This is a genomic window from Kribbella sp. C-35 (assembly GCF_046549195.1).
Lineage (GTDB): Bacteria > Actinomycetota > Actinomycetes > Propionibacteriales > Kribbellaceae > Kribbella.
The window spans coordinates 643,929-667,185 of sequence record NZ_JAJPWG010000003.1 but is presented as its reverse complement, the minus strand read 5'-3'; the positions used below and the strand labels follow the sequence as shown (position 1 = coordinate 667,185).

At 68.8% G+C, this 23,257-nt stretch carries 22 protein-coding genes; 12 read left to right on the top strand and 10 right to left on the bottom strand.

The features are described from left to right. Positions 1–29: 29 nt before the first annotated feature. The gene (locus tag ACLJOO_RS23085) at positions 30–863 is read right to left on the bottom strand and encodes an SGNH/GDSL hydrolase family protein (protein WP_410789356.1); all 834 of its coding nucleotides are present in this window, start codon (positions 861–863) and stop codon (positions 30–32) included. 109 nt (positions 864–972) lie between these two features. On the opposite strand from ACLJOO_RS23085, the gene ACLJOO_RS23080 reads away from it, so the two are divergent. Together ACLJOO_RS23080 and ACLJOO_RS23075 are read left to right on the top strand one after the other, a co-directional pair. Beyond that, complete coding sequence (locus ACLJOO_RS23080; protein WP_410789355.1) at positions 973–2,217, top strand: PucR family transcriptional regulator; 1,245 nt, start codon at positions 973–975, stop codon at positions 2,215–2,217. 38 nt (positions 2,218–2,255) lie between these two features. Further along, positions 2,256–3,581 carry a cytochrome P450 gene (locus tag ACLJOO_RS23075; RefSeq protein WP_410789354.1) on the top strand — a complete coding sequence of 442 codons (1,326 nt, stop codon included), beginning with the start codon at positions 2,256–2,258 and terminating at the stop codon, positions 3,579–3,581. 1 nt (position 3,582) lies between these two features. Here ACLJOO_RS23075 and ACLJOO_RS23070 read toward each other — a convergent pair whose 3' ends face one another. Next, the gene (locus ACLJOO_RS23070; protein ID WP_410789353.1) at positions 3,583–4,086 is read right to left on the bottom strand and encodes a DUF5709 domain-containing protein; all 504 of its coding nucleotides are present in this window, start codon (positions 4,084–4,086) and stop codon (positions 3,583–3,585) included. Positions 4,087–4,153: 67 nt separating this feature from the next. Between ACLJOO_RS23070 and ACLJOO_RS23065 the strand changes: the two genes are divergently transcribed. After that, positions 4,154–5,308, top strand: coding sequence for an FUSC family protein (locus ACLJOO_RS23065; protein ID WP_410789352.1), 1,155 nt, complete (start codon positions 4,154–4,156; stop codon positions 5,306–5,308). A gap of 414 nt (positions 5,309–5,722) precedes the next feature. On the opposite strand, the gene ACLJOO_RS23060 is transcribed toward ACLJOO_RS23065, so the two are convergent. Then, positions 5,723–6,172, bottom strand: coding sequence for an OsmC family protein (locus ACLJOO_RS23060; RefSeq protein ID WP_410789351.1), 450 nt, complete (start codon positions 6,170–6,172; stop codon positions 5,723–5,725). 7 nt (positions 6,173–6,179) lie between these two features. Further along, the gene (locus ACLJOO_RS23055; protein WP_410789350.1) at positions 6,180–7,340 is read right to left on the bottom strand and encodes a phosphatidylinositol-specific phospholipase C1-like protein; all 1,161 of its coding nucleotides are present in this window, start codon (positions 7,338–7,340) and stop codon (positions 6,180–6,182) included. An 87-nt stretch (positions 7,341–7,427) separates the two neighbouring features. Here ACLJOO_RS23055 and ACLJOO_RS23050 point away from each other — a divergent pair, with 87 nt between their 5' ends. Continuing rightward, complete coding sequence (locus ACLJOO_RS23050; protein WP_410789349.1) at positions 7,428–8,045, top strand: TetR/AcrR family transcriptional regulator; 618 nt, start codon at positions 7,428–7,430, stop codon at positions 8,043–8,045. A gap of 30 nt (positions 8,046–8,075) precedes the next feature. Here ACLJOO_RS23050 and ACLJOO_RS23045 read toward each other — a convergent pair whose 3' ends face one another. Then, positions 8,076–8,468: a DUF3592 domain-containing protein gene (locus tag ACLJOO_RS23045; protein ID WP_238151433.1), complete on the bottom strand. Its 393-nt coding sequence runs from the start codon at positions 8,466–8,468 to the stop codon at positions 8,076–8,078. Between the two features lie 194 nt (positions 8,469–8,662). Then, the gene (locus ACLJOO_RS23040; RefSeq protein WP_410789348.1) at positions 8,663–10,525 is read right to left on the bottom strand and encodes a DUF5107 domain-containing protein; all 1,863 of its coding nucleotides are present in this window, start codon (positions 10,523–10,525) and stop codon (positions 8,663–8,665) included. 36 nt (positions 10,526–10,561) lie between these two features. Between ACLJOO_RS23040 and ACLJOO_RS23035 the strand changes: the two genes are divergently transcribed. Both ACLJOO_RS23035 and ACLJOO_RS23030 read left to right on the top strand, forming a co-directional pair. Beyond that, positions 10,562–12,217, top strand: coding sequence for an FAD-binding dehydrogenase (locus ACLJOO_RS23035; RefSeq protein ID WP_410789347.1), 1,656 nt, complete (start codon positions 10,562–10,564; stop codon positions 12,215–12,217). Between the two features lie 75 nt (positions 12,218–12,292). Continuing rightward, complete coding sequence (locus ACLJOO_RS23030) at positions 12,293–13,459, top strand: prolyl oligopeptidase family serine peptidase (RefSeq protein ID WP_410789346.1); 1,167 nt, start codon at positions 12,293–12,295, stop codon at positions 13,457–13,459. Here the strand turns inward: ACLJOO_RS23030 and ACLJOO_RS23025 are convergent. Further along, positions 13,443–14,327, bottom strand: a complete 885-nt coding sequence (locus ACLJOO_RS23025; protein ID WP_410789345.1) for a serine protein kinase RIO — start codon at positions 14,325–14,327, stop codon at positions 13,443–13,445. The genes ACLJOO_RS23030 and ACLJOO_RS23025 overlap by 17 nt on opposite strands. 148 nt (positions 14,328–14,475) lie before the next feature. Beyond that, the gene (locus tag ACLJOO_RS23020; protein WP_410789344.1) at positions 14,476–15,189 is read right to left on the bottom strand and encodes an NIPSNAP family protein; all 714 of its coding nucleotides are present in this window, start codon (positions 15,187–15,189) and stop codon (positions 14,476–14,478) included. 166 nt (positions 15,190–15,355) lie between these two features. Here ACLJOO_RS23020 and ACLJOO_RS23015 point away from each other — a divergent pair, with 166 nt between their 5' ends. Beyond that, the gene (locus ACLJOO_RS23015) at positions 15,356–16,147 is read left to right on the top strand and encodes a sigma-70 family RNA polymerase sigma factor (protein WP_410789343.1); all 792 of its coding nucleotides are present in this window, start codon (positions 15,356–15,358) and stop codon (positions 16,145–16,147) included. A gap of 97 nt (positions 16,148–16,244) precedes the next feature. Then, a complete protein-coding gene (locus ACLJOO_RS23010; protein WP_410789341.1) occupies positions 16,245–17,108 on the top strand; it encodes a hypothetical protein in 864 nt (287 codons plus the stop codon). Positions 17,109–17,123: 15 nt separating this feature from the next. Here the strand turns inward: ACLJOO_RS23010 and ACLJOO_RS23005 are convergent, their stop codons facing one another. Continuing rightward, the gene (locus ACLJOO_RS23005) at positions 17,124–17,774 is read right to left on the bottom strand and encodes a hypothetical protein (RefSeq protein WP_410789340.1); all 651 of its coding nucleotides are present in this window, start codon (positions 17,772–17,774) and stop codon (positions 17,124–17,126) included. 154 nt (positions 17,775–17,928) lie between these two features. Between ACLJOO_RS23005 and ACLJOO_RS23000 the strand changes: the two genes are divergently transcribed. Continuing rightward, positions 17,929–20,019 (top strand): thiamine pyrophosphate-dependent enzyme, encoded by a 2,091-nt coding sequence (locus ACLJOO_RS23000; protein WP_410789339.1) that lies wholly within the window; start codon positions 17,929–17,931, stop codon positions 20,017–20,019. On the opposite strand, the gene ACLJOO_RS22995 is transcribed toward ACLJOO_RS23000, so the two are convergent. Beyond that, positions 20,012–20,488 carry a DUF1992 domain-containing protein gene (locus ACLJOO_RS22995; protein ID WP_410789338.1) on the bottom strand — a complete coding sequence of 159 codons (477 nt, stop codon included), beginning with the start codon at positions 20,486–20,488 and terminating at the stop codon, positions 20,012–20,014. The genes ACLJOO_RS23000 and ACLJOO_RS22995 overlap by 8 nt on opposite strands. An 86-nt stretch (positions 20,489–20,574) precedes the next feature. Here ACLJOO_RS22995 and ACLJOO_RS22990 point away from each other — a divergent pair, with 86 nt between their 5' ends. From ACLJOO_RS22990 to ACLJOO_RS22980, 3 genes are all read left to right on the top strand, one after another. Then, positions 20,575–21,156, top strand: a complete 582-nt coding sequence (locus ACLJOO_RS22990; protein WP_410789336.1) for a hypothetical protein — start codon at positions 20,575–20,577, stop codon at positions 21,154–21,156. A gap of 62 nt (positions 21,157–21,218) precedes the next feature. Continuing rightward, positions 21,219–21,488 carry a protease inhibitor I42 family protein gene (locus ACLJOO_RS22985; protein ID WP_410789335.1) on the top strand — a complete coding sequence of 90 codons (270 nt, stop codon included), beginning with the start codon at positions 21,219–21,221 and terminating at the stop codon, positions 21,486–21,488. A gap of 79 nt (positions 21,489–21,567) precedes the next feature. Next, complete coding sequence (locus ACLJOO_RS22980) at positions 21,568–23,112, top strand: aldehyde dehydrogenase family protein (RefSeq protein ID WP_410789334.1); 1,545 nt, start codon at positions 21,568–21,570, stop codon at positions 23,110–23,112. Positions 23,113–23,257 lie beyond the last annotated feature (145 nt).

Below are 23,257 nucleotides of genomic sequence, written 5' to 3'. Positions count from 1 at the left end.
TTGGGCGGGCCTTCACCTTTGCCCCGGGCTTAGTGGGCTGCGGCGGCGACCAGTTGGCCGAAGGCGGCCATGCCGCGGGCGCTGGGGTGGAGGGGGGCGGCGGCTGAGGTGGGGATGAGGCCTTCGAGCCAGCGGGACGTGATGGGGGCGCAGGCGTCGTGGCCGATGCTCGGGGTGCGGAGGTCGACGTACTGCGCTCCGTGCGCGGCCGACTGTTCCGCGAGCATGGTGTTCAGGCGATCGATCGTGGCCTGCAGGTAGTTGGCGTCGACCGGCCAGACCGGGATCTGCGGGTAGCAGCCGTTCGGGCGGATGTAGGTGCCGTACCCGGTCACCAGGATGCGCGCGTTCGGCGCGAGCTGCCGGATCCGGTCGAGCGCCTGCCCGAACGGTGCGGCCGTCGCGGCGATCCGGGCGGCGAGTTGGTCGGTACCGCCCGCAGTGAACCGCTCCTTGCACGAGGCGCCGGCGGGTGGCGGCAGCAGGTTGATACAACTCAGCGCCGCGGAGACGAGCCCGGTGTCGTTCCCGCCGATGGCGACCGTCACCAGGTCGGTCGTCGGTTTCAGAGCGTCGTACTGCGGAGGCTTGATGCCGAACTGTTTCCCGCTGAAGTCCGGGATCACCGCCCCGGAACAGGTGACATCGGTCAGCCGCGCACCGAGCTCCTCCGCCGCGACGTGCGGGTAGTTCAGCGCGGACCGCAAGCACGGTACGTCGATCTGCGGCGGGATCAGCGGCCCCGCAGCCGACGAGTCCCCGAGCGCGACGTACTCCAACGCCTCGTCCGCCTGGGCCACCCCGGGACTGCTCACCAGTCCCGCTACCAGCGCACCTACCGCGAACAGAACGCCTCGTCTCATCACCATCACCCTTCGCCGCCGACCGGTCACTACCTTCGGGTAGTAATGTTCGACCCCAAAGCGCCTGCCGGTCGCTAGGGCAACGCCCAGACTTCGAGGGGTAATCGTTGTGACGGATCACAAGGAGCAGCTGCGGTCCGGCGGCGTCCCCGTGCACGAGATCCTGCGCGCCGACCTCGGTCCGCTGGTGGACGACGTACTGCGGCGGCTGGTCGCGGACATCCCGCTGTACGCGCAACTGCCTGACGAAGAACTGCAGGGCGACATCCGGCGGATCACCGAGCGGACGCTGCGCGCGTTCAGCGATACGTTCCGAACCGGCGTCGTACCGACCGGTGAGGCACTCGATCCGCTCCGGGAGTCGGCCACCCGACGGGCCGAGGAGGGGGTTCCGCTGGAGGCGTTGCTGGCGGCGTACCACCTGGGCGGGAAGGTCTGCGCGGATCATGTCGCGGCGACGTTCCGGCCGGAGGAACTGCAGGACGCGATCGCGCTCAACCGGCTGATCCTGGACTTCCTCCAGCGCGTGACGGCCGTGGTGTCAGCCAGCTACTTCGAGGAGCGGCAGTCGATCGCCGGCGAGGATCAGGCCACGAGGCAGTCGGTGTTCGCGGCGCTCGTCGACGGCCGTCCGGTCGACGAGTCGGCGGCGCGGGCCGGGGTGCGGTTGCCGACGGAGTACGTCGTACTCGGGCTGGCGATCGGGCCGCATCCGGACGAGAGCCGGCCCGGTGTCGACGCGCAGATCGTTGCCCGCCGCAAGCTCCGCCGCCTCCGTGTCGAGTTGGATCGCATCCCCGGCAGCATGTCCGCCCTGGCACCCGACGGAGGCATCGCCCTGCTCTCCCCTCCCACCAACCAGAGGCTGGACGCAGTACAGGGCGGTGGCGGGGTCGGGCGGCTCGCGCTCGGGTGGTTGCGGGCGCGGTTGAGTCAGGTGGCTGGGGTGGAGGTGACGCTGGCGAGTACGACGGCTGCGCCGAGGGACGTTCCGGCTGGGGTGGCGTTGGTGCGGGAGCTCTTGGACGTCGTACGTACGCACCGGCGGCCGGCGGGGGTGTACGAGTTGGACGATCTGTTGCTGGAGTATCAGCTGAGTCGGCCGGGGCCGGCACGGGAGAGGTTGGCGGGGATGCTCGAACCTGTGGCAGGGCGGGCGGAGCTGATGGCGACGCTACGGTGCTACCTCGGGAACGCGCGCAACCGGCGCCAGACCGCGGCCGACCTGCACGTCCACGCGAACACCGTGGACTACCGCCTGCGCCAGGTCGGCCGCCTGACCGGGCTCGATCCGGTCCGCGACGACCAGCTGCCGCGGATCGTCGCAGCGCTTGTCGCGTTCGATGCCCAGTGATCGGCAGCAGTTCACCCGGCTGACGTAGCGTGAACGGTATGGCTCCGACACCTTTGCTCGGTTCCCGGACGCTCGACCGGCAGACGGCCCGTACCCTGCCGCCCGGACCGAAGCTGCCGACCCTCGCGCAGACCGTGCTGTTCGCGAGTCACCGGAGGACGTTCTTCCCGCGGATGCGGGAGAAGTACGGCGACGTCTTCACGATCCGCCTGGTGCCGTCGAGCCGCGTGTGCGTCGTCCTGAGCCGCCCCGACCACATCCGCGAGGTGTTCGGCAGCCCGCCGTCGGTGATGCACGCCGGCGAGGGGAACACGGTGCTGGAGCCGATCATGGGTTCGCACTCGTTGCTGCTGCTCGACGACGAGGACCACGTGCGGATGCGGAAGCAGCTGATGCCCGCGTTCTCGGGTGCGGCCCTGCGCGGGTACGCCGGGATGGTGCTCGAACTCGCTCAGGCCGAGGTCGCGAAATGGCCGGTCGGCAAGCCGTTCAAGGTGCACCAGCGGATGCGGAACCTGACGCTGGAGATCATCCTGCAGGTGATCTTCGGCGTCACCGACGTCGACCGGCTGAACACCTTGCGCCCGTTGATGGACAAGATCGTGTCGGTGTCGCCGGTGATCATGCTCGGTGGGTTCTACCCGCCGCTGCTCCGGGTGCGGCCGTGGAAGACGTACCTGGACACGCAGAAGCAGGTCGACGCCATCCTGTACGACGAGATCGCCGCCCGGCGCGAGACGTACGCCGGGCGCAACGACGTACTCTCACGGTTGCTTGCTGCAGGCAACTGGTCGGACGTCGAGCTGCGGGATCAGCTGGTGACGCTGCTGCTGGCCGGGCACGAGACGACGGCGACCGCGCTGGCGTGGGCGTTCCACGAACTGGCGCGCCGGCCGGCGGATCTGGAGTTCGGCCAACGCGCCGCCGACGCGGGCTCCGACGACGAACTCGAAGCGATCGTGAAGGAAGCGCTGCGGCTGCACCCGGTCGTGTACCAGGTCGGCCGGCGCCTCACCGAGACCACCGACGTCGCCGGCTACCGGCTTCCCCGCGGTACGACGATCATGGCCGCGATCGGCCTGGTCCACCGGGACGCGGAACACTTCCCGCAGCCCCGGGAGTTCCGCCCGCAACGCTTCCTGGACGACGACCCGCCCGCGCCCGGCACCTGGATGCCGTTCGGCGGCGGGGCCCGGCGGTGCATCGGCGCCGGCTTCTCCCTGATGGAAGGCACCGAGATCCTCCGCGCCGCCCTCGGCGCCTACAACTTCCAGGCCCCCCACCCCAAACCCGAACCCGCCCAGGCCAAAAACGTCACCCTGGTCCCCCGCCACGGCGCGGAGGTCCAGGTCACCCGCAGGTAGGTCAGTCCTCCAGGTCGCCGACGTCTCCCAGGTCGACGTCGCGGTAGCTTTCCAGGTCCTCTTCGTCGTCGTCCTCGAGTTCGAAGTTCTCCTCGTCGTCCACCACGTGTACGGCGGCTTCCTCCGCGCCGGCGGCGGCGCCGTCGATGCCGACGTCCTCGGCGTACAGCTCGCTGTCGTCGTCGCTGCGTGCGCCTTCGTCGGAGGCGACCAGGCGACCGGAGCGTTCGGTGCCGACCTGCGGACCCCCGACGTCCTCACCGTCCTCGGCGTACGGGTCGACGTCCGGGACCTCCTGCGCGATCCGCTGGTCCAGCGTCTCGCCCTGGAGCGCCTCGTCGGCCGTCGTACCGAAGCCTTCGCCCGCGGACCACTTCTCCGGCGGCGAGTACCCCTCGTCGAGCAGGTCGGCCACGCCACGGTCGTTGAGGGTGTCCCCCGGCTGCAGCTGATCCTCGTCGTCGACGCTGTAGCTGCCGTAGTCCTCGCGGTTGTTCTCCGTCATGAGGCAACAGTGAACCGCAGAGCACCAATGAATCAAGCTGGCGCACCTATCCCGCAGAATGGGGCCCGTGGATCCGGTCAGGCTGACGTTGGACCAGTTGCGGGAGCTGCGCGACGACATCGCGCCGCAGGCCGCGCGGCGGTCTCGTGCCTCGATCCGCCGGCGGATCGAACGCTGGCGCAGCCGGGCCTTCTTCATCGCCCAGTGCGCGCTCGCCGCCGGCGTCGCCTGGGCCGTCGCGCACTACGTCATCGGCCACAAGCAGCCGTTCTTCGCGCCGGTCGCCGCGATGGTCTGTCTCGGCTTCAGCTTCGGCCAGCGCCTCCGCCGGGTCGCCGAGGTGATGGTCGGCGTCGCGGTCGGGGTCGGCGTCGGCGATCTGTTCGTCAAGGCTTTCGGAACCGGCATCGTCCAGCTGATCTTCGTGATCGCACTCGCGATGAGCGTCGCCGTACTGCTCGGCGCCGGGAACCTGATGACCACCCAGGCCGGCGTCCAGGCCGCGATCGTCACCACGCTCCTGCCCAACCCCGGCGCCGGCTTCAGCCGCTGGCAGGACGCGGCGCTCGGCGGACTGGTCGCGCTGGCGGCCGCCACCATCGCGCCGGCCGCGGCGATCAGGCGTCCTCGACAACAGGCGTCCGGCGTCCTGAACGAGCTGGCCGAGATCCTGGTCGAGACCGCCGACGGCCTGCGGGAACGCGACGAGGAGGCCGTCACCGACGCGCTCCGCCGCGCCCGCGCGAGCGAGTCCCGGCTCGACGACCTGCGCAGCGCCGCTGAGGAAGGGGTCGCGGTCGTCCGGCTGTCCCCGTTCCGCCGCCGGCATCGCGGGCGGGTCCAGGAAATCGCGGATCTCGTCGTACCGCTGGACCGGGCGATCCGGAACACCCGGGTCCTGGTACGCCGGTGCGCAGTGTCGGTGTGGCGCGACGAGCGGATGCCCGACGAGTACCCGATGCTGCTCGAACGCCTCGCCGACGGCACCCGCCTGATCGGCGAGTCCCTGTTCGAACCGGCCGCCGACGTCGCCGCGCACCGCGTGCTGGGCGAGCTGGGCCGTCGTACGGCGGAGATGCCGCTGCCGGTCGGACTGTCCGCGGTCGTCGTCCTCGGTCAGCTCCGCTCCACGATCATCGATCTGCTCGAACTGACCGGGACGTCGTACGACGACGCCCGCAAGCTCGTTCCCCTCCGTCTGGACGGGCTCGACGAGAAGTAGCACCACCCCAGTGACTCAGGTCACATCGCGGATTCCCGTCATACCTTCGGGACTCCGGCGTCTCACTGGCATGACGATCCACCGACTGATGACCACGATGGCCACCGAGCAGGTCCGCCAGCTCGAGGACCTGTTGGCCGTCGACACCCAGACCACAGACGACCGGACCGACGCCGCCGCCGAGCAGTAAGGCGCGAGCCGGACGAGCGGACCCGGGCGGCGCACCCGGACGGTCTGGCCCACCGAGCCAGACCGCACGGAAGTCGCACATCAAACGCAGAGGCGCCCCAGTGCGAGGCGCCCCCGGATCCGTTACCGGTGCACCGCCACAGAGGTGCACCTCACCACCCGCCGACCGTCCTGACACCGTTTGCGCGAGGTTCAGGCCGGTCGACGGGTGGTTTTTACTTGTCTCTAGTTGCTCGGAGCAACAGTGATCTCGGTGGTCACCGAGTTCGCGATGAAGCATTCCTGATGCGCGAGGTGGTGGATCCGCTCGATCGTCTCGGCGTCCGGTTCGGCGCCGTTCCAGACGATCTTCGGGTTCAACGTCACCTCGGTGATCGCCAGCCGGCCGGCCGCGTTCTTCGCCATCACGCCGACCGCGTGGTCGTCGTACGCGTCGACCACCAGCCGCTTCCGGGCCGCGATCGCCAGGAACGTCAGCATGTGACAGGACGACAGCGCCGCCACGAACGCCTCCTCCGGGTCGACCGGGCCCGGGTTGCCCAGGTACTTCGGGTTCGCCGAGCCCGGCACCGTGATCCCGCCGTCGAAGCGCCACTCGTGGTCGCGGTCGTAGGTGTCATAGGTGAACTCGTGCTCACCACGGCTCCAGCTCACGTCAACCACGTGCTCCGACATCTTCAGATCACCTTCCGACGACATCTCCATGGCACCACTTTGGTGCTGTCACAGGGTTGCATCGTACAGCGGTGTGCCCGGGCAGCTTCGCGACGAAGTCGCTGTCGTACCGCGCGGCCATGCCGGCGACCGGCCAGTCCGTCGTCACCACCTGCGCACCGCTGGCGAGGGCGATCCCGAGCCGGCTGTAGTCCTTGTCGCGGATCGTCGCCATCGGCTCGTCCGACCGGGTCCGGATCAGGTACCCCTTCGCCACCAGCCGCTGGATCTCTGCCTGGTTCGCGCCCCGCGGGTCGTTCACCTGCGTGATCGCCGCATCCGACTCACCCTCGGGGCCACGGGTGAAGACCGCCCGGCCCTCGAGGTTCTGGTGACCGGTCCGGTAGAGGTCGCGAATCGCGCCCGGGCCGCCGTTGTCGAAGTAGAACAGCACCTGGCCGCGGGCCTCGTCCAGCTTCGGCCAGCCCTTCGTCAGGACCGACTGCTCCAGCGTCAGGCCCGGCTTGCGGACGTCGTCCGGCGACAGCAGCTCCTTCTCCGAGAACACTGAGCGAATCTCCCGGTCGATGCTCTCCAGGTTGGCCGCGTTCCACGGCGGCGACTGCACACCGCCGGCCGCGACCACCTTCGGGTCGGACTGCTTCAGCTCGAGACTGATCGTGATCGGCACGTGGTTCGGGTTCTGGTCGGACCAGGACTTCACCTGCTGCAGGCACAGGACCAAGGTGTCGCAGGTGCCGTTGTAGTCGAAGTCCGGGATGTGCATGACCTTGATCCCGGGGCGAGCCATCGCCGGATCGGTGAGTGGACCCTGCCCGGTCAGCTTCCGGATCAGCGGGTACGTGTACAGGCCGCCGTCCGGGTCCGGGAGCAGGTCGAGCTCGAGCGTGCGGACGTTCTGGTCCTCGAGCTGCTGCGTGATCGGCGCGTGCGAGTACCAGAGGTCGACCGAGCCGGGGTTCTGGGCCTGCTGGACCTTCTGCTCGGCCGGGCTGAGCTCGCGGTGGTACGAGTTGTGCGACCCGATCATCTGGACCTGGTTGAACCGCAGGCCCGAGCCGTTCTCCGCGGACGCGGTGTTGTCCCGGGTGAGCGCCGTACCGGCGACCCCGGAGGCGGCCAGCGCGACGGATGCGAGGCCGACGACGGCGGATTTGTTGATACGCATACGAAGTTCCCCTCCTCATGACCAACTGTCGGCAATCTGTCACAAAGAGGTGGCAACGTTGTCCCCCGGAGCGTGGACAATGAGTGAATGGTGACTTCGGGGGCCTATCCGCTGCGCCGGACGCCGACCCAGGACCGGGCGAGCCGGCAGGTCGAGCGGATCCTGGACGCGGCCTGTGCCGAGGTGGTCGAGCGCGGGTACGACGCGGCGTCGACGAGCGGGATCGCGAAGCGGGCCGAGATCGCGGTCGGCAGCGTGTACCGGTACTTCCCGGACAAGCGCAGCCTGATCCAGGCGATCGAGCGGCGGAACCAGGCGCGCTACACCGACGCGGTCCGCGAGCGGCTGGCCGACGTGACGAGCTGGCGCGCGGCGGTCGACGTCACGCTGGACACGTTCCGGGAGATGCACCGGACCGACCCGGGCTTCAAGGCGGTCGTGCTGAGCGGGCTCGGCGATCCGGAGCTGGAGGCGAAGCCGGGCGAGTTCGACGACCAGCACGCCGGCGAGTTCGCGGAGCTGCTGGCGGCGCGCTTCGGCGCGCGGGACTCGCGGGACTTCCGCCTGGCCGTGACGCTCAGCATCACGATGGGCGAGGCGCTCGCGCACCTCGCGGACCGGCTGCCCGCGGACGAGGCGGAATACGTTCTGGATCAGGGCCGGCCGGTGCTCTACAACCTGCTCGCCCCGCATCTTCCTGCTTGAGCCGGAGAGGAGGCTCAAGCAGGTGAACCGTCAGGCCGCGGACGGCAGGCCCAGCGCCGGCCAGTGGCTGACTCGGCCGGCCAGACGAGCCCGGCGTGGGGTCCGGACGTCGTACGCGACGATCACCCGGTCACCCTTGGCGTAAGTAATACGGCTCCCGACCGGGAACTTGCGAGCGACCTCGTACGGCCCCTCACCCCGGCGGGTGTAGTACTCGACGATGACCTCGGTGTAGATCGCCGGGGCACCGCTCTGCAGTTGGCCGCGGACCGGGCCACGCACCCGGATCACTCGTCCCGCGGTCTTCTCTTCCGTGCCGGTGGGGATCTGGGACGGCCGAAGACCGGCCAGAACTTCGGTCACGATGAAGGCCGCGACCACCAGCACCAGGCCGAACCCACCGAGTACAACGATCGTCAACATGGCACTCACCCCCGACGCGTCGCCCGCGAGCGACGCGGTCGTTTGTCGAAACTGCCTTTGCGCGGCTTTTGCCGCTCACCCGGTGAGACGCCACCGGACTCCACTCGGTTCCATGTAATTCAAAAACTTCTCTACAGGACCATAGTAGAGTCCGGTGGAGCGGTGTTTCTAGAGGTAGAGTTGACCTGAAGTTGTCAGTTTCCGCCCATTCCGAACTGGTACTGCGGCGGAACTGGCCGCTGTGTGCCAAGCGCCGCCTCGGCGGCCAGCCAGTAGTCGGTGAGCGGGTTCGCACCCTCCCGGACCGTGGCCAGCTGGATCCCCGCGGCCAACAGTTCGTGCGCTGTGGCTGGGTTCCCGGTCTCCAGCGCGTGCCGCACGCGCAGCAACTGGATCCGGGGGTCGTCGGGAGCATGCGCGAGCATCCGCTCCGCCCGCTTCACGTCGGTGTCGAGCGCAGCCGCGACCGCTTCCTCGACCAGCGGCACCAGGTCAGGCAGGAGCTCGACGGCACGCTCGTAGTACTCCAGCTCTCCCGTGACTACACCGAGGTTGCGTAGAGCCCAAGCGTTGTCCCCGGACTGCCGCCACGCCGCGATCGCACCGTCGACATCACCGTCGTAGTGCCGCGCGACGCCCCGGTGGTACCAGACGAGCCAGTTGTCCTCAGCCGCTTCCAGCAGGTCCCGCCACGCCACCAGAGTCCCGTCCGGTACGTCGTCAACCGCAGGCAACTGTCCGTCGAGCAGCGGCAGCCACGCCCGCTCCCGCGACGTCATCGTGTCCTCGCTGAACGGCGTACCGTGCGACACGCTCCACCCGGTGCGCTTGAGCTCCAGCGCTCCCCACCCGGACCCGGCCGCGAGCCGCTCCACCGGAGCCGCGTCCACAACGCTCAACCACTCGGCCTCACGCCCAGGCAACCCGTCAAGCAACGCCCCCAACGCCGCGGCCCCCGCCTCCCGGGCTGTCTTCCAGTCCTGGGCGTGCGCAGCGCCCGCGTCCATCGAGACACGTCCGTACGCCTCCAACCAGTGCCACGATGTCGCGGCAGGCAGCTTCAGATGCTCCATCTGAGTCCGAGCGAGCCCCGCCTGAATCTCGGCGTACCCGTCACCCTCGAGACCAGGTGACAGCCACTCCTGCCACCGGTGTCCGCCGTCGCCCTGACCCCACACGAAGAGTTTCCGGCCCTGCAACTGCTCAGTCGACGCCTGCATCAGTCCGTTGCCGTCCCCGTCGACGGAGGCGATCCACGACCGCTCCTCCGCCAACGGTTCGAAGAAGTAGTCGATAGCTTGCGGGTGCCGCATCGGATAGGTCAGATCGGTTTCCACGTCGACCAGGTCCAGCCGACTGCCGTACCCGAAGCGCCAGGCCTGGTCCGCGGGCACGAGGACGCGACGGTCCGGTGACTGCGGTACTGCGATGTTCGACCACCAGTACGCCGGGACCTCGACGTCGGACGGGTTCTGCAGCCGTACGCCGACGTACAGGAACTCCGAGTCCTCCGGGAGCCAGAAGTCGAGTTGGGTGACGAGGTTGCGGGTGCGTTCGAGCTCCCACAAGCGCAGGACCGGCGTACCGTCCGGGCCCTCGACGCGGGCGGCGTGCATCGGTGCGCAGGTGCCGGTCCAGTGGCCGGTGCTGCCGACGTTCCACTCGACGCCGCCGGCGAACCAGGCGTTGCGCAGGGCAAGGTTCGCGGGCTGGAAGACCGGGTTGCAGTAGAGCAACTGCTCCCCTGTGGCCTTGTGGACGAGGGAGTACAACCGGCCGCCGAGGCTCGGCAGAACAGTCGCTCGGACGTGGTCGTTCTCCAGCACCAGGGCAGGCAGCGCTGTCTCGACCAGGGTGCGGTCGTACCCGTCCTGATTCAGGCACGGCAGTGGGCTGTGCAAACGCCCGTACTCGACGTTCTCCCGCAGGTCGGCGGGGAGCTCCGCGATGTTCTCGACGTGGTGCGGCTCGCGTTGAGTGCTGAGCGGCGCGAGCGGGTTCTCCGGACCGATCGAAGCTGCAGGAAGTACGAGGTTTTGAACAGAAAGGATCGTCACTGCCACATCTTCGCAAGTGCGCTATACATTCTCGACATGGACGCTGATGTGATCGTCGTCGGGGCAGGGCTGGCCGGGCTGGCCGCGACTGCCGAACTGGCCGACGCGGGCCGGAAGGTACTGCTGCTCGACCAGGAACCCGAGGCGTCGCTCGGCGGCCAGGCGTTCTGGTCGTTCGGCGGACTGCTGTTCGTGGACTCCCCGGAGCAGCGCCGGATGGGGATCAAGGACTCCCGCGACCTCGCACTGCAGGACTGGCTCGGCTCGGCCGGGTTCGACCGGCTGGACGACGAGGACAAGTGGGCGCGGCAGTGGGCGGAGGCGTACGTCGACTGGGCGGCCGGCGAGAAACGTCCGTGGCTGCATGGGCAAGGTGTTCGGTTCTTCCCGGTCGTCGGCTGGGCGGAGCGCGGCGGGTACAACGCGGACGGCCACGGGAACTCGGTGCCGCGTTTCCACATCACGTGGGGCACCGGGCCGGGCCTGGTCGCGCCGTTCGAGCGCCGCGTGCGGGAGGCCGTTGCGAAGGGGCTGGTCGAGTTCCGGTTCCGGCATCGGGTGGACGAGCTGACGGTGACGGGCGGTGTGGTCGATGGAGTCGCGGGCAAGGTGCTCGAGCCCAGCGACGTACGGCGTGGGGTGTCAAGCTCACGGACCGAGGTCGGCGACTTCCAGCTGACCGCGCAGGCGGTGATCGTCACGTCCGGCGGGATCGGCGGCAACCACGATCTGGTCCGCTCGCACTGGCCGAAGCGGATGGGTGAACCGCCGAAGCGGATGATCAGCGGCGTCCCGGCGCATGTGGACGGCCGGATGCTCGCGATCACCGAGCACGCCGGCGGCCGGTACGTGAACCGGGACCGGATGTGGCACTACACCGAGGGCATCCAGAACTGGGACCCGATCTGGCCGATGCACGGCATCCGGATCCTGCCCGGGCCGTCGTCCTTGTGGTTCGACGCGACCGGGAAGCGGCTGCCGGTGCCGTTGTTCCCGGGGTTCGACACGTTGGGGACGCTCGAGCACATCATGACCACCGGGTACGACTACACCTGGTTCGTCCTGACGCAGAAGATCATCGAGAAGGAGTTCGCGCTCTCCGGCCAGGAGCAGAACCCGGACCTGACGAACAAGGACATCAAGGGTGTTCTCGGCCGGGCCCGTGGCGGTGCGACCGCGCCGGTGCAGGCGTTCATGGACAAGGGCGCCGACTTCGTTGTCCGCGGCAACCTTCCGGACCTGGTCCGGGGGATGAACGACCTGACCGGCGACAACCTGATCAAGCTCGACGACCTCGAGCGGCAGATCGTCGCGCGGGACCGGGAGCTGGCCAACACCTTCACCAAGGACCTGCAGATCACGGCGCTCCGCGGCGCCCGCAACTACCGCGGCGACAAGCTGATCCGGGTCGCGTCCCCGCACCGGATCCTCGACCCGAAGGCCGGCCCGCTGATCGCCGTACGGCTGAACATCCTGACCCGCAAGTCCCTCGGCGGCTTGCAGACCGATCTGGAGTCGCGCGTACTGCGTACCGACGGCACGCCGCTGCCTGGCGTCTACGCCGCCGGTGAGGTCGCCGGATTCGGTGGCGGCGGTATCCACGGCTACCGATCGCTCGAAGGCACGTTCGTCGGCGGTTGCCTGTTCACCGGCCGTACGGCGGGGCGCGCGGCCGCGAAGGCGGTGTCCTGAGGGACCATCGTCAGGCCCATTGTTGTGTGCTCCGATCCGATGTCCGAGCAGAAGGGCGGCTCTTAGCGTGACCGCATGCGCCGTCTCCTCAGCTTGTTCACCGCCACTGTCCTGCTCGCAGGTGTAACCGTGCCGGCCGAAGCTCACCGTGCCGTTCGCGTCCCGGGTGCCGAGTACCAACAGGTCGCCCACCTGGACGACCTGACCACGGCCGGCACGGTCGCGTCGGGTCACACCAATCCCGCCGACTACGCAGGCCTCACGCATTCGGGTCTGCCGCAGCAGTCCGGCGTACCAGGGGTGCAGGTCGACGGGTACTTCCCGGACAACTCGCACACCAACACCAACCACGGCTGGAACCACGACTCGCAGTTCGTGATCCGGCTGCCGCGGCGGTGGAACGGCGGACTCGTCGTGTCCGGATCACCCGGCGTGCGAGCGCAGTACGCGAATGACAAGGCGATCTCGGACTACGTGCTCGCACTGGGATATGCGTACGCGGCGACCGACAAGGGCAACACCGGCGCGGCGTTCTACACCGACGGACTGCGCCCCGGCGACGCGATCGTCGAGTGGAACGTCCGTACGACGCAACTCGCGCGAGCCGCCCGCGCCACGGTGTCGCAGTACTACGGTCACCCGGCGCGCGAGGTGATCGCTGCCGGCATCTCCAACGGCGGCTACCTGGTCCGTTGGCAGCTCGAGAACCACCCGGAGCTCTTCACCCGCGGCGTGGACCTGGAAGGCACGCTGTGGACCGTCAACGGGCCGAACCTCTTCACGTACTTGCCTCAGGCAATCAAAGGCTACGAGCAGCACGACCCGGCCGCGATCGTGGCGGCGGGCTTCGATCCGCGCTCGGACTTCCTCTGGGACTACCACTACACGGTCTACTGGAAGCTGACCCAGCGCATCTACGCCGCCGAGCTCGACCCGACGTACACGGGGAGCGAAGCCGACTACGACTACGCCCAGCGGCCCGAGGCACACCGGGCGATCAAGCGGATCGCACTCACCGGCAAGATCAAGAAGCCGCTGATCACCATCCAGGGCACGTACGACAGCCTGCTCCCGATCACCCAGGATTCCGACGTGTACGCCGAGATGGCCCGCGGCACCGGCCTGCACACATACCAGCGGGTCGAGGCAGGCAACCACGTCGACGGCCTCGTCGACACCCACCCCGACCAGTTGGTCCCGCTCGTCCCCCTGTTGCAGCGGGCAATCAGAACACCATCGTGAGGAGGTCGGCGAACAGTTCTTGTTCGTCGATCTCCAGCCCGCGGTTCGTGAACCACGCGGCCATGTTGTGGCAGTCGCGCAGCAGGAAGTCCATGCCCTTCGGGTTGCCGACGATGTCGACCACCTGCGGCAGGTCGATCATCACGATCCGCTCCCCCTGGGCGAGGACGTTGTACGGCGAGAGGTCACCGTGCGCCAGCCCGGCCCGGGCCAGTTCACGCATCCCGCCGCGGAGTTGCTCGAAGTACTGACCGAGCAGCTCCTTCGACGGCCGCACCTGGGCGAGCCGTGGCGCGGCACCGCCTTCCCCGTCGTCGATGAACTCCATCAGCAGTTCGGTGCCGTCCACCTGGACGGGGTACGGCACCGGGACGCCGGCTTTCCACAACCTGTTGAGGGCGTCCCACTCGGCGTACGCCCACTGCCCGGCCGCGACACTGCGGCCGTGCGCGGTCTTCTTGTGCATGGCCCGGCTGTCGCGGCTGTTGCGGGTACGGCGTCCTTCGACGTACGACGTACTGCGATGGAAGGACCGGTGCTCCTCGGTGCGGTACCGCTTCGCGGCCAGCAGGGAGGATTTCGCCGGATTGTCGCCGATGGCTTCGACGGCACGCTCAACCAGGAAGACGTCGGCTTCCTTACCGGTTTTGAGGACGCCGAGCTCGGTGTCGATCGCAGCCTGTTCCGTCACAACCCATTCGGGTCGTGGTTCCGGGCCGCGAGAACCGCGCTCGACGTCCAGCCAGGTGGACCACCGCTGATCCGGGCCGAGTTCCTCGTCGACGGAGTGGAACTTGAAGACGAAGGCGTCGGACGGATCCGGTTCGAGGTCTGAGTAGTTAGGTGTGAATTCGTACTCGGTAGACAACTGGTGTGCTCCTGAACGAAGAAGTGGAACTGACGCGGACATGCCGCAGCACAGTGATGGCCATCCCTCAGCCCTCCTTAGTCCAGGCAGCGTTCGCCGCCGCTCGGTCAACCCAGGATGCCCGCCCGCCCCGGGCCCCGCAACGTATTTACCGGAACTGCGATCGCGCGGTCGGCCGCAGCCTCAGCACCTGGACCGGTTGCGCTGACCGGCAGACCAGTTCGGGCAGCACCCGCTGCTGCCAGACGTGCGATTCGGCGAGCTGCCGGCGATGGTCGTCGTACGCCGCGTCGTCGGCGAACCGCGCGAACCAGGTGAGCACCACCTCGTCCCGCAACGGCAGCTGCGGAAAGTTGTTCTCGGCAACCAAACTCTCGAGGACCGCGACCGGTGCGGCGCCGGTCGCGGTGAGCACGGGCACGACCTGATCGGTGAAGAACTCGACGAACCCGTCCTCCTCGGCAGCGCGGTGGTAGACCGCGCCGCCGATCACCGAACTCGCGGTGCTGCCCGGCCGCGGCGCGTCGAGCGCCGGGTAACCGGTCTCGAGTCGCACGGGCTTCAGCAGCAGGGCGTTGTCCGAGTCGATCATCGTCGTGTTCGCGGCCGCGGCGTGCGCGCGCCAGACCGGGCCGTAGTAGAACGCGTTCAGCGCGTCCGCCCGCGCGGGCAGGTCGCGGAACCCGCGGATCCAGACGAACCGGTCGGGATCGTCCAGATCGCGGAACTGACCGACGATGTGCATACCGGTCTGTTCCTGCCCCTCGACGAGGTAGGTGTCGAACACCTCGATCAGAGCGTCTCGTTGTCCGGGATGCAGCGTGTACTGGCGCAGGTCGACGACGGCGCAACACTCGTTCATGAGTATGAGCAAACCATTGAAACCTGACAGTTACTGTCAGGCGACAAGCGTTTCAAGCACCCGTAACAGTCGGGTACTTGAAAGCTCCGGCCGATTTTGATCTGGTGGAGCTAGTGGTTCAGCCCCTGCCACTAGGCCTGCACGACGACACGACGAGGTATCTCCCGTGACGATCGCACTTGCAGAACGCTCCAAGCAGAACATCGCCGACGCCACCCACGAGCTGCTGCTCGAGGCGGACAGCGTCCCGGATCCCCGGCACCAGGCGTGCCTCGACGAGGTCGTCCTCCTGAACGCACCGGTGGCGAGATCGATCGCCTCGCGGTACCGCAGCAAGGGCGTCGACGCCGACGACCTCGAGCAGGTCGCGTACCTCGGCCTGGTGAAGGCCGCGAACGGATACAAGCTGGAGGCGTCGACGGCGTTCCTGTCGTACGCCGTACCGACGATCCGCGGTGAGCTGAAACGGTACTTCCGGGACTGCGCCTGGACGATCCGGCCGCCGCGCCGGGTCCAGGAGATGCAGGGCAGTATCGCCGCCGCGGAGCCCGAGCTGATCCAGCGGCTCGGTCACGTGCCGACCGACGAGGAGACCGCGGAAGCGCTCGGCACCGATCCGTCGGAGGTCGCCGAGGCCACGTCGGTCCGCGGCTGCTTCAGCACGCTCTCACTGGACGCGCCCGGTACGTCGGACGGCGGGACGAGCCTGCTGGAGACGGTCGCGGACGCCGAGGACGGCTACGACCTGGTCGAGAACGTCCACACCCTGACGCCGGCGGTCGCGAACCTCGGCGAGCGGGACAAGCGCATCCTCCAGCTCCGGTTCTGCAACGGCTTCACGCAGGAGGAGATCGGCCAGGAACTCGGCGTCAGCCAGATGCAGGTCTCCCGCCTGCTCCGCGGCATCCTCGAAACCCTCCGCGCCGAACTCGCCGGAGCCGTACCGAAGCACGGGTAGTGGTCCGTTCGCTGCGCCTCGAGCGGGACGTCCTGAGCGGTGCGCGCGGTGCCGGAGGCCACCACTACCCGCTCTTCGGTACGGTAGCGTCGCCTTCGTGGACTTCGAGGAGGCGGCGGATGCGGTCTATGCGGCGCCGGCGGCCGACTTCATTGCTACTCGCAACGAGCTGGCCAAGCAGCTGAAGGCCGGCGGCGACGCCATTGGGTCGACCCGGCTGAAGGCGCTGCGCAAGCCGACGGTCGCGGCCTGGATCACGAACCTGGTCGCCCGCAAGCTGCCCGACGAGCTCGACGACCTGCTCGCACTCGGCGACGAGTTCCGGGAGGCGACCGCCGATCTCGACGGCGAGCGGCTGCGGGACCTGACGCCGAAGCGGCACCGGCTGCTGGACAAGCTGTCCAAGGAAGCCGCCCGGCTGGCCGCCGACGAAGGCCAGAAGGTCAGCCCGGACGTCGGCCAGAAGCTGCGCGAGACGCTCGACGCCGCGTTGGTGGATCCTGCCGCGGGCGACGCCGTACGCGAGGGCCGGTTGAGCAGCGCGCTGCGGCACGTCGGGTTCGGCGTCGTCGACGAGAACGGCGAGCCGTCCAACGTCACCCCGCTCACCGACGAGCGCCGCCAGGCCGCCCGCGACCGCCGGAAGGCGCAGCAAGCCGAAACCGCGACCGCCGAGGAGGAGCGGGAAGCCGCTCAGCGCAAGCAGGCGGAGGACGACGAGCGCGAGGCGGCGGAGCGCGCCGTGGCCAAGCAGGCGTTCGAGGAAGCGGTCGCGGCCGCCCAGGCAGCCGAGGCGAAGGTCGAGGACCTGGACACCCAGCTCGACAACGCCCGCGAGGCTCTCTCCGAGGCCCAGGCCCGCGTCCACCGCGTCGGCGCCGAACTCGACGAAGCCCGCCGAGCCGCCCGCGACGCCCAAAAAGAAAGCCGCGAGGCCCGAAAGCGCTACAACCGACTCTGACTGCCGGAGCAGGAACTAGTTGTTGCTGTTGCCCAGGAGGTAGTGGCCGGGGTTGGAGGGGGCGCCGGCGTCCAGCCAGCGGTTGAAGCCGTCGGGGTTGCGGCGTTCGAATTCGTCGAGGCAGATCCGGCGGACCTCGGCGACGGCCTGGCGGTCGCGCGGGCCGGCGCCCTGGGCGAGCTGTGTGGCGGTCTCGGACCAGACCCCGCAGAGCTCCTCGATGGAGAGCGGACACTGCAGCGAGGCGATCAACTGCTCGTCCTCGGCGAGCTGCGTCTCGGTCAGGCGCACCAGCTTGCGCTGCTTACGCGACGGACGCAGGCGCGGGGCCCGATCGGGTACGGCGAGGTCGATCAGCACGAACATTGCGGCCAGGATCAGCGCCGTCACCAGTCCGAGTGCACCCCACGCGAGCAACCGCACCAGCCCCGGCAGGCACAACACCGCGGCGGCCGCAGCGCCCGCGACCAGGGCCGCCGAGCCGTACGGCGCATCGTCCGTCACGTGCCGCACCACCGCCGCCAGCGGCCAGACCAGCACGAACACCACGACGAGGAGGATCGACGCGGCGAGCGGACCGAGCAGCAGAACACCGGCGAGCGCGCCGGCCGTCCCGACTCCGAGACCGGCCGCGATCCCCACCCGCCGTACCCAGGAAAGCTGCATCACCAAGGCTCACTCACCGTCACCACACCCCACAGAGTCCCGCTCCTTCCTAGAACGAACAACCCCCAAGACCGGTTCCCCGAACCGACGAGGTGACCTGTTCAACTCGTGGGCGGAGCTGTGTTCGGCGAGGCGATCCCGGATCATGGATGGAATGAGGACCTTCGCCGAACGCGTCCGCGGCCTCGCCCCGGCCCCGTGGGAGCACGACGCAGAGCTGCTCCGCAGCCTGTACGACGCTCAGCTCGGCAGCCGGCACGCGGACCTCGCGGCCCGCTGGATGCAGTCCCAGGGCACCGGCTTCTACACGATCGGCTCGGCCGGTCACGAGGGCAACGCGGCCGTCGCCGCCGCCCTGGAGCCGACCGACCCGGCGCTCCTGCACTACCGGTCCGGCGCCTTCTACCTGACCCGCGCCGCGCAGTGCGGCTCGAAGGACGGCCTGCGCGACATCCTGCTCGGCGTCGCTGCGGCGACCAGCGAGCCGATCGCCGGCGGCCGGCACAAGGTGTTCGGCCGGCACGAGCTGTCGGTGATCCCGCAGACGTCGACGATCGCCTCTCACCTGCCGCGGGCGATGGGCGTCGCGTTCTCGATGAACCGGTCGGCGAAGCTCGGCGTACCGTCTCCGTGGCCGTCCGACGCGATCGTGGTGACCAGCTTCGGCGATGCGTCCGCGAACCACTCGACCGCGACCGGCGCGATCAACGCTGCCTTGCACGCGTCGTACCAGGGTCTGCCGATGCCGTTGCTGCTGGTCTGCGAGGACAACGGGATCGGGATCAGCGTGCGCACCCCGGACGGCTGGATCCGGCAGGCGTACGGTTCGCGTCCGGGCCTGCGGTACTTCGACGCGGACGGCACCGACCTGGACGCGGCCCTGTCGATGGCTCGCGAGGCGGCGACGTTCGTACGGCGGAACCGGCGGCCGGCGTTCCTGCGGTTGCGCACGGTCCGTCTGCTCGGCCACGCGGGCTCCGACGTCGAGGCGGCGTACCGGTCCCCCGCGGAGCTGGCCGCGGACGAGGAGCTCGACCCGCTGCTCGGTACGGCGCGTTACCTGCTCGGAGCCGGCTACACCGCCGACGAGATCATCGAGCTGTACGACGAGAAGCACGCCGAGGCGCTCCGGATCGCGGCCGAGGTCGCCGGCCTCCCGCAGCTCACCTCACCCGAAGTCGTCGCCGCGCCCCTACGCTTCCCGTCGCCGGACGCCGTCGCCGGGGCCTTGCCGAAGCGGACGCCCGCCGCGGAACCCTTGACGCTCAGCCAGTCGATCAACCGCGCGCTGAGCGACGTACTGGCGTCGTACCCGGAGGCGATGGTCTTCGGCGAGGACGTCGGCCGCAAGGGCGGTGTGTACGGCGTGACGCGCGGGCTGCAGAAGGCGTTCGGACCGCCTCGCGTCTTCGACACGTTGCTCGACGAGCAGTCGATCCTGGGCCTCGCACTGGGTGCTGGCGTCTCGGGCCTGCTGCCGATTCCCGAGATCCAGTACCTCGCGTATCTGCACAACGCCGAGGACCAGCTCCGCGGCGAGGCGGCGTCGCTGAAGTTCTTCTCGCAGGAGCAGTACGCGAACCCGATGGTGCTGCGGATCGCCGGCTACGGGTACCAGAAGGGCTTCGGCGGCCACTTCCACAACGACGACGCGATCGGCGTACTGCGGGACATCCCGGGGATCGTGATCGCATCACCATCCCGACCGGACGACGCGGCCGCGATGCTGCATGCGTGTACGGCGGCGGCCCGGTCGTCCGGCACTGTGAGCGTGTTCCTCGAGCCGATCGCGCTCTACCACCGGCGGGACCTGTACGAGGACGGCGACGACCAGTGGCTGGCGCCGTACCCCGACGAACCCGTGCCGATCGGGCGCGGCCGGACGTACGGCGACGGCACCGAGCTGACGATCGTCACGTTCGGGAACGGCGTACCGATGAGCCTGCGGGTGGCCGCCCGGGTGCCTGGAGTCCGGGTCCTCGACCTGCGCTGGCTGGCACCGTTGCCGGTCGAGGATCTGTTGCGCGAGGCAAACGTCACCGGGCGGGTGCTGGTCGCGGACGAGACCCGACGGTCCGGCGGCGTGTCCGAGGGCATTCTGGCCACGCTGATCGACCACGGGTACGCCGGGCGGCTGGCCCGGGTCACGAGCTACGACTCGTACGTCCCGCTCGGAGCGGCCGCGCACGACGTACTGCTGAGCGAACAGACCATCGAGAAGGCGGCCCGCGAACTGCTCAGCTGAACAACCGCTGCCAGAAGGACTTCTTCTTCGCGCGGTGCTCCTCAGTGGGCAGCGGACGCGGTTCGCGCGCGGGGCGTTCCATCCGCCACTGGGCGATGATCACGTCCTCGTCCACCGGGCCCGTCGGCACGACCGGTCCGGTGGAGTCGCGGATGGCGACCCGGATCCGCTTGTTCAGATCGGCCAGGTACTCACGGACCTCGGACTCGCGACGCATGCCGCGGACCTTCTCGTGGACCTGTTGCTTCTCCTTGCGGAGCTGGACCGCGGACGGCAGCAACGCGTCGGTTTCGATGTTCTCGCGGCGGATGAAGTCCTTCACCCACCAGTCCGGATCGTGCTGGTCCGCGAGCTTCAGCGGTTTGCCGGCACCGGGCAGGTCGTCGAACTCGCCCTGGTTCTGAGCGAGCTTGATCTGCGACTCGACCCAGTCCTGGTTACTCATGCCCGGTGGTCTGCGCTTCGTCATGGCGACACCTCGTCTGTCGTCGACGGCAGTTCCTTCGAGGTACAGAATACCGGCTTGTGATTGCATTCACAAGGCATAATCGGGGTGTGCAGCTGACCGACGAAGAGATCGCGGCGATGACGCCGCAGGAGCGGCGGGAGCTGATCCTCCGGCTCGCGCCGCGGCCTGTCGGGCTGCCGTCCCGGCGGACGATCGACCGGATCCGCAAGTGGCGGACGGTCCTGATGCTGGTCTGCGCGGCCGCCCTGGTCCCGTGGACCGTGTACCTGGCGATCACCCTGCCCAGTCACTACGTCGCGCGGAACTGGGTCGCGACCTGGGTCGGGTTCGACATCCTGCTGCTCACGATGCTGGTGCTGACCGCGCTGGCCGGCTGGAAGCGCAAGCAGTTCGTGTTCCCAACCGCGTTCGCGTCGGGCGTCCTGCTGATCTGTGACGCCTGGTTCGACGTGATGACCAGTCAGCGCGGCGGCGACCTCACTCAGGCGTTGCTCAGCGCGTTCCTGGTCGAGTTGCCGCTGGCCGTCGTACTGATCGCGGGCCCGCTCCGCCTGCTCCGGTACGTCGCGATCCGACACGGCATGATCCACCCCGAGTCCCACCTGTGGCGGATGCCGATCCCGATCCCGGACCTCTACCCCGATCACAAGGTGCCGCCGCCAGCCTAAGGTGGATTCAAGGGGGCGCTATGACGGACGTAGAGGTGGGTTCAGGGGCTGGGGATGTGTCTGTGGCGGTCCACGACACGGTGACGGTGCGGCTGCCGGAGAACGGCACTACCGGCTATGTGTGGTCCATCGTCGAGCGCGCGGAAGGGCTCGCGCTCGCAGATGACCGCTGGATCCGCGCGGCCGCGGACGGGGTGGTTGGTGCGGGCGGTGAGCATCTGTTCCGGCTGCGGGCCGAGCAAGCGGGTGACTGGCAGGTCGGGTTCCGGCTGGCCCGGCAGTGGGAGTCCGGGGTGCTCGAGGAACGGCGACTCAGGGTCCGAGTGAGCTGAGATAGACGGGGTTGGCAACGGTGGGGTGGATGACGGAGGGTGGGCTGCACCCCGTAACCCTGAGCGAGAGGACCCATCTGTGTCGTCCGTGATCTTGTCCGTTGTCGCCGGAGAGCGGGTCCAGGACCCCGCCCGGACCACCGGATCGACCAACCCCGCCCAGTTGAGCGACGTCGTCGGGACGGTCGGCAGCGCCGGGCCGGAAGTGTTCGTGCAGGCCGCCGAAGCGGCCCGGTCCGCGCAGGCTGCCTGGGCCGCGACCCCGGCGCCGCAACGCGGCCAGGTGATCTCGAACGTGGGCCGGTTGATGACGCTGAACAAGGAGCGGCTCGCCGCGCTCGTCACCCGGGAGATCGGGAAGCCTCTGGCTGAGGCGCTCGGCGAGGTGCAGGAGATCATCGACACCTGCGACTTCTTCCTCGGCGAGGGCCGCCGGCTGTACGGCCAGACGGTGCCGTCGGAGATGCCGGACAAGCAGCTGTTCACGTTCCGCCGCCCGGTCGGCACCGTCGCGGTGATCACGGCCGGCAACTTCCCGGTCGCGGTCCCGTCCTGGTACATCGTCCCGGCGCTGCTCTGCGGCAACACGGTCGTCTGGAAGCCGGCGGAGTACTCCGCTGTCGTCTCGGACGCGTTCTACGAGATCTTCGCGCATTCCGGCGTACCGGCCGGGGTGTTCAACGTGGTGTACGCCGACGGGCCGGACACGTTCAGCGGTCTCGAGCAGGCGTTGGCGGCCGGGCTGATCAACAAGGTCGGGTTCACCGGATCCAGCGCGGTCGGCATCCGGATCGGCGAGTTGTGCGGTCGGCACCTGCAGACGCCATGTCTGGAGCTCGGCGGCAAGAACCCGATGGTGATCACCGAGGACGCGGAGCTGGACCTGGCCGTCGAGGGCGCGTTGTTCTCCGGCTTCGGTACGGCGGGACAACGGTGCACCTCCTTGGGTACGGCGATCGTGCACCGGTCCGTGTACGACGAGTTCCTGGACCGCTTCGGGCAGGCGACCGCGGACGCGGCGATGGGCGACCCGACGCAGGACGTGCTGTTCGGGCCGTTGCTGGACGAGAAATTCGCGGCCGGGTTCGAGAAGTCGCTGGGATGGATCGCGGCGCACCACCGGGTCATCGGCCGGGCCGGCCGGGTCACCGCGGACAACCCGCGGGCCGGGTTCGTGGGCGATCCGGCGGCCGGGTTGTTCTACCACCCGACGATCGTGGCCGGAGTGCAGGCGGACGACGAGCTGTTCCTGAACGAGACGTTCGGGCCGGTCGTCAGCGTGACGCCGTACTCGACCCTCGACGAGGCGATTGCTCTGGGCAACAAGTCCGGGTACGGGCTGTCCAGCTCGATCTACACGACCGACCCGAACAAGGCATTCCGGTTCGCGCAGGGGATCTCGGCCGGGATGGTGAGCGTCAACAACTCGACCTCCGGCGCCGAGGCCCACCTGCCGTTCGGCGGGAACGGCAAGTCCGGCAACGGCTCCCGGCAGAGCGGAATGTGGGTCCTGGACCAGTTCACCCGCTGGCAGTCCATGAACTGGGACTACTCAGGAAAACTACAGAAGGCCCAAATGGACACCAAAACCGTCGATGCCGACCTGAAGTACCAGCTCCCCTAGGATCTGGCGCACTTTGTGCACCAGATCCGCACGTCCAGCGTCCGCCGCTACGGATCTCGTGCACAAAGTGGCCCCGACCGGCCGTCCACCGCGACCTTGGGCACGGGTCAACCGTTTTGGGTCTCGGTTTCTGGTTGGTCCGTGC

Bases quoted from the DNA above. Each gene is read 5' to 3' on its own strand.
- ACLJOO_RS23020 (WP_410789344.1), bottom strand. From the start codon at position 15,189: ATGAACGAGTGTTGCGCCGTCGTCGACCTGCGCCAGTACACGCTGCAT.
- ACLJOO_RS23000 (WP_410789339.1), top strand. From the start codon at position 17,929: ATGAGGACCTTCGCCGAACGCGTCCGCGGCCTCGCCCCGGCCCCGTGG.
- ACLJOO_RS23085 (WP_410789356.1), bottom strand. From the start codon at position 863: ATGAGACGAGGCGTTCTGTTCGCGGTAGGTGCGCTGGTAGCGGGACTG.
- ACLJOO_RS23045 (WP_238151433.1), bottom strand. From the start codon at position 8,468: ATGTTGACGATCGTTGTACTCGGTGGGTTCGGCCTGGTGCTGGTGGTC.
- ACLJOO_RS22995 (WP_410789338.1), bottom strand. From the start codon at position 20,488: ATGACGAAGCGCAGACCACCGGGCATGAGTAACCAGGACTGGGTCGAG.
- ACLJOO_RS23075 (WP_410789354.1), top strand. From the start codon at position 2,256: ATGGCTCCGACACCTTTGCTCGGTTCCCGGACGCTCGACCGGCAGACG.
- ACLJOO_RS23005 (WP_410789340.1), bottom strand. From the start codon at position 17,774: ATGCAGCTTTCCTGGGTACGGCGGGTGGGGATCGCGGCCGGTCTCGGA.
- ACLJOO_RS23070 (WP_410789353.1), bottom strand. From the start codon at position 4,086: ATGACGGAGAACAACCGCGAGGACTACGGCAGCTACAGCGTCGACGAC.
- ACLJOO_RS23060 (WP_410789351.1), bottom strand. From the start codon at position 6,172: ATGTCGGAGCACGTGGTTGACGTGAGCTGGAGCCGTGGTGAGCACGAG.
- ACLJOO_RS23030 (WP_410789346.1), top strand. From the start codon at position 12,293: ATGCGCCGTCTCCTCAGCTTGTTCACCGCCACTGTCCTGCTCGCAGGT.
- ACLJOO_RS23055 (WP_410789350.1), bottom strand. From the start codon at position 7,340: ATGCGTATCAACAAATCCGCCGTCGTCGGCCTCGCATCCGTCGCGCTG.
- ACLJOO_RS23050 (WP_410789349.1), top strand. From the start codon at position 7,428: ATGGTGACTTCGGGGGCCTATCCGCTGCGCCGGACGCCGACCCAGGAC.
- ACLJOO_RS23035 (WP_410789347.1), top strand. From the start codon at position 10,562: ATGGACGCTGATGTGATCGTCGTCGGGGCAGGGCTGGCCGGGCTGGCC.